This window comes from Streptomyces sp. NPDC001634, from assembly GCF_040298185.1.
In the GTDB taxonomy this organism is placed as follows: domain Bacteria; phylum Actinomycetota; class Actinomycetes; order Streptomycetales; family Streptomycetaceae; genus Streptomyces.
In genome coordinates this window covers 1-4,069 of record NZ_JBEOZU010000192.1, presented here as the reverse complement: position 1 = coordinate 4,069, position 4,069 = coordinate 1, and the positions used below count along the sequence as shown (strand labels likewise).

5 protein-coding genes and 1 pseudogene are annotated in these 4,069 nt (G+C 65.7%); 5 read left to right on the top strand and 1 reads right to left on the bottom strand.

Going from position 1 to position 4,069, the window contains the following annotated elements:
- Positions 1–408: 408 nt before the first annotated feature.
- From ABT186_RS47320 to ABT186_RS47305, 4 genes are all read left to right on the top strand, one after another.
- The gene (locus ABT186_RS47320; RefSeq protein ID WP_351930613.1) at positions 409–714 is read left to right on the top strand and encodes a hypothetical protein; all 306 of its coding nucleotides are present in this window, start codon (positions 409–411) and stop codon (positions 712–714) included.
- 1,719 nt (positions 715–2,433) lie between these two features.
- Entirely contained in the window at positions 2,434–2,718 is a 285-nt protein-coding gene (locus ABT186_RS47315; RefSeq protein ID WP_351228419.1) for a hypothetical protein, read from the top strand.
- Between the two features lie 115 nt (positions 2,719–2,833).
- Positions 2,834–3,079 (top strand): hypothetical protein, encoded by a 246-nt coding sequence (locus ABT186_RS47310; protein WP_351228421.1) that lies wholly within the window; start codon positions 2,834–2,836, stop codon positions 3,077–3,079.
- A 66-nt stretch (positions 3,080–3,145) separates the two neighbouring features.
- Complete coding sequence (locus ABT186_RS47305; RefSeq protein ID WP_351228422.1) at positions 3,146–3,334, top strand: hypothetical protein; 189 nt, start codon at positions 3,146–3,148, stop codon at positions 3,332–3,334.
- Between the two features lie 189 nt (positions 3,335–3,523).
- Here ABT186_RS47305 and ABT186_RS47300 read toward each other — a convergent pair whose 3' ends face one another.
- Positions 3,524–3,679: a hypothetical protein gene (locus ABT186_RS47300; RefSeq protein ID WP_351228424.1), complete on the bottom strand. Its 156-nt coding sequence runs from the start codon at positions 3,677–3,679 to the stop codon at positions 3,524–3,526.
- Between ABT186_RS47300 and ABT186_RS47295 the strand changes: the two are divergent.
- Positions 3,678–4,069 (top strand): annotated as a pseudogene (locus ABT186_RS47295) (hypothetical protein); the annotation flags it as partial. The gene ABT186_RS47300 and the pseudogene ABT186_RS47295 sit on opposite strands and share 2 nt — an antisense overlap.

Here is a 4,069-nt window from a genome sequence, read left to right as displayed (position 1 = left end):
GAGCTGCAGACACTCCTCACCCTCTGGGCCGGCACCTGCCCCACCTGCCACCGAGACATACCCACCCCAATACGAACCTGACCAAGCCCTACTAGCGCCTGCAACCGCGCGCTCGCCCGACCGCACCGTGAGGGCCCGCGCGAGCGGCGACGCAAAGGGCGAGAGCGAGCACCGAGGCGGTTCACGCAGACGCGCGACGTCAGATGATCAAGGCGGGCCCAGGACAACTGACACGAGGCGCGCCCTCACCTCGTTCGGCCGGTGCGGAGCTATTCTCCACAGCAAGTCCGCATCGTGGCAGCCGAGCTGGACGAAGCCCGGCGTGACTGGCTAGAGCGTCCGTTATCGGTCCGACTTCAATGAGTCCATTTCACCCTGAAGTCGCTGGTCACGGGGCGGGTGTGATGGATGAGTGCACCACTCGCGCTGGTCGGGGGTAACGGGCGTGATGATCGTCTGACCGTCGGCTGGGACGCGTTCCGTGGTCCGGCTGCCGAGGTGCGCGGCGGGCACGTGCGCTTGCCTGTCGTCGACGACGAGATCATCGACCGGGCGGTGGCCATCCAGTCTCTGGCTGCCCGCGAGGTACGGCTGTTGACGTGCGACACCGGGCAACACACTCGCGGCCGGGCCGTCGGCCTCAAGGTGACAAGGGTTCCCCGCGAAGGATCCCGGGCCCGAACCCGACTGGGCGGCACAGGACAGCCCCGGTAATGGCACCCGAGCCAAGCGTCCGGAGCGGCAGGCTGCCCGCGATGCCAAGCCGGGTGACCCGCCCAGCGAACAGACCGCCGACGCCAAGGCCACAGCGGAGTAGAAGCCTCCGAAAACACAACGCCCCTCTCGCGCCGACAGAGGGGTGCTCGTGCGTTCCGGACATGCCTCGTTCCGCCCCCTGTACCGGCGACCACGCCAACCAGACCCCAGCACGCGGGTGAACTCCGCTCACAGATCACCAAAACGGGAAACAACCAGGGGAGACGCACGCCAACCAACAGGAGACGCATGCCCAGCCCCCACCCCTCAAGGAAGCCCTCGCATACCCACACACCAAAGAAGAAACGAAAGAAGTGGTGGCGGCGCCACTGGAAAGGCCTCACGGGCCTAATCACAGGCATCGTTGTGGCAAGCGTCAGCCCTTTCATCGTCGACGCACTCAGAGGCGCCGGTAAAGCGATTAGAGGAGAGAAGACTCCTTTCACCTGGACCACGCAAGTAGACTCCCCGGAAGATGCCCCGTGCCACAATTACGCGGTCATTCCGAGTAAGACGGCCCCAACTCCTTCACCAAGCGATGACTGGTCTGCGTGGGCAACGCGTCAGGGAGGGGTCGACGCCGACTCGGTGATCATCCGCCTTACTCTGCAAGGGCGAACCACGGAGAGCGTTGTTCTCCACGCTCTCCGAGTCGGCGTGGACTCACGTACGGCACCACGAGGCTTCTCGTACAACCTTGGTAACGCATGCGGAGGGATGACAGCCCGATACTTCGACGTGGATCTGGACAACCCGAAACTGACCGTGGCGGCGCGCGCCGGCGAGGACGGCAGCCATGCCATCAACTTCCCGTATCAAATCTCCTCCACCGAACCAGAAATTTTCCTAGTTGTCGCGCATACCGACAACTGTGATTGCAGGTTCCACTTGGATTTGGACTGGACGAGTGGGGATCGAAAAGGGACCCAACGAATCCTTGACAGCGCAAAACCCTTCCATGTGATAGGAGCGCAGCATCTGCCAGGATTTGTGCTGGGCCCACACGGCCGATGGTGCCAAGTCCGCCCTGAACCGGTGTCATCAGATTGCTTGGCGGGCTAGTTGTTTGGGTGTTTCCCGGCACCGTCTCCCACATGACATACCTGGCACAGGCGTGCTCGTCCGCTCCAGACATGCCGCGACCCGCCGTCGGTGGAAAACGGCGGGCCTCGCGCCTCCAAGGGCGCTCCTCGCGGGATACCAGGACCGTACGCCCGCACCATCCGGAACGGAAGACCAGCGCCCGAGTTGACACCCGAGTGCCCCCTCTCGCGCCGGCAGAGGGAGGCACTCGCACCGGTGGCACTGACGCGCCGACATGGCCACCGTCGCAGCTACCGCCCACGATCGCTGCGGCGATGAGGAGTACGGCGACGACTACGACGGCGACATGCCCTAGCCGTACGTCGGTCTTGTAGGCGCCGACCACGAGCCACACAGGCCACGCGGCAAGCCACAACATGGTGAGGATGATCGCGCCGACGGGCCCGACGCTCCAGTTTCCGTTGCTGTAGAAGCGCATCTCGCACTCCCCCTGCGACCGCAGCGACGCTCACCGTACTGCCGCCACATTCCCGGACTGGACACCCCGGGCTGGGATTCTCGGATGGGATTCGCCAACTGGGAAGCCGGATCGGCTAGGCTGAAATTTATCTCGCTAAAGTTTGGGAGGCCGGGATGGGCGAGCTGACCTGGACGATCGAGTCCATCCGTGACGCCCTCGGGAACCCGGTGCTGGCCCAGCGCTTCCTCGCCGAGATCAACCGGGCGCCGGCCCATGAGCTGCTCGCCGTCTTCGCCCGCTGGGAACGCATCGCCAAGGACACCCTCGCCGCGGTTCAGCGCGGGCGGGAGATCGCTGCGGCCGAAGCGCGGGGCGAGGAGCCGCCCGGGGAGTGGATCGACGTCACCGACCGCGTCCTCGCCGACGCGGCACGCATCCGCGTCCGCGGGGCAGCGTAACCCGAAACCGGACCACGCACGGTCACCGCTCCGCTACTCTTCCGGACGAGGGAAGAGTCACGCCGCCTACCACTGTCGCGGAGAGCTGTCGATCAATCCTGCCCGTGGAACTTGCGTGATCTACCGACTGAAGTACGACCCGGCCGCCGAAGCCGTCCACGAAGCGATGCCGTCAGCCGCCAGCGAAGCCCTCACCCTCGCACTCGCCGACGCCTGCCGCGACCCCATCGCCGCCACCCAGCCCTACGGGGAGGATGACGGCGTCGTGCGGATGCTGATCACCGGGCAGGCGTTCGCGGTCCTGCTCATCGGGGACACGCTCAAGACGATCACCGTGCTGCAGGTGACCTACCTCGGATGACGCCAACCCTGCAATGATCACCCCAACGGGCCAGCTACCCCGGCGCCCCACGGGCACGATCACCGTATGAACGACGCCGACCGAAAAGCCTTCCTCGCCCGCCACGGCATCGACACCACCACCGTGACCGACCGGCACGGCAGCTGGCTGGCCGTTGACGAAGCGGGGCTGCGGCAGCTCGCGGATCTCGCACCCGACCCGCAGGCTGCGCACGCACTTGTCGACCAGTGGCTCGCCGAAACACGACAGGAATGACGACGCCCCCGCATCGGACCCCTCCGGGCGGGGCGCCATGCGTGTCCGGATCGCGTCCTTGTCGATAAGTCGTCCCACCCTCAACCTGACCAAGGTCAGCTGACGACCAAGGGGGGCAACTTGGGCATCTTCGGCAAGGACCAGGACAACAGCGACCTCCTGCACCAGATCCTGCGAGAGCTCAGCGAGCTACGCCAGCAAGTGGCAGGCCAGCAGCACGCCATCGACCAGTACCGGCAGGACACCACCGCAGCGATCGCCACCGGACTTACGGAGATCCGCAGGGTGGTCGGCGACCCGCTCGCCGACATCCGTCACGAAATCGCCGCAATCAAAGAACAGCATGGGCAACACCGCGGCCAGCCGACCCGAGCAGTCGGCGCCGACCCCGACTCCCGGCGCCCAGCCAGACGGCAGGGACCCGTCGAAACTCCTCAAAGGCGCAGCCGGCATCTCCGCCGCCGAACTACAAATGCACCGCGACACCTGGGCGTTCCTCGTCGAACACGCTGCCGGGGACCGGCACTTCCACGTGCCCGGCGTCGTCGAGGAGCGGGACGGCTTCGTCACCGTCCATGTTTCCGGGCCGAGCATCGTCGCTGTGCTTACCAGCCTCGACCGGGTCAGCCGCACAGGTGAGGTTGTAGCGGAGCTGCACACCCAAGATCCTACAAGGCCTGACTACGATTGGTCTCATGGATGGGCAGAACGACTACAGGCGTGGCAGGCACGTTG